At 41.5% G+C, this 441-nt stretch carries 1 protein-coding gene; it reads left to right on the top strand.

Annotation, left to right across the window (positions count from 1 at the left end):
• Nucleotides 1–173: 173 nt before the first annotated feature.
• The coding region (locus J4G38_RS28260; protein WP_210522328.1) for a hypothetical protein at nucleotides 174–441 on the top strand (268 nt) is incomplete at its 3' end.

Here is a 441-nt window from a genome sequence, read left to right as displayed (position 1 = left end):
AGTAGAATTAAGGTATTATCACTCGCAGTTGACTTATGAGATATGCAAGGTTACCGGATATTATCCACACACGTAGCTTCAGGAACCCACACGCACTGAAGCTGCTCTACTATGTGACCCTACAGAGGGACTATTCTAATAACACACTAATATCAACCTATAATAGACTATCTATGGCAACAGATATGACAATTAGCTCATTACGTCACGCACTCAAGCAGCTGCAACGTGACGGATTAATTATTGTTAAGACAACACGTCTATATACGTACGTGACAATCCCTAACGATGACGAAAATAGTCTTCAGGTTACAGAACCTCTTATGTCACTTAGACGACACCATGACCAAATTGAACGGACTTTAGAGGTTAGTCCAGGTTCCTGCAATGTCTACTTCGATATGTTCCTGCAGACGCAGGAACTAGCAGGAAAAAAATGGC

This window comes from Hymenobacter terricola (assembly GCF_017921975.2).
Lineage (GTDB): Bacteria > Bacteroidota > Bacteroidia > Cytophagales > Hymenobacteraceae > Hymenobacter > Hymenobacter terricola.
Note: the sequence above shows the minus strand (reverse complement) of the source record. Positions and strands in the feature narration are given on the sequence as shown.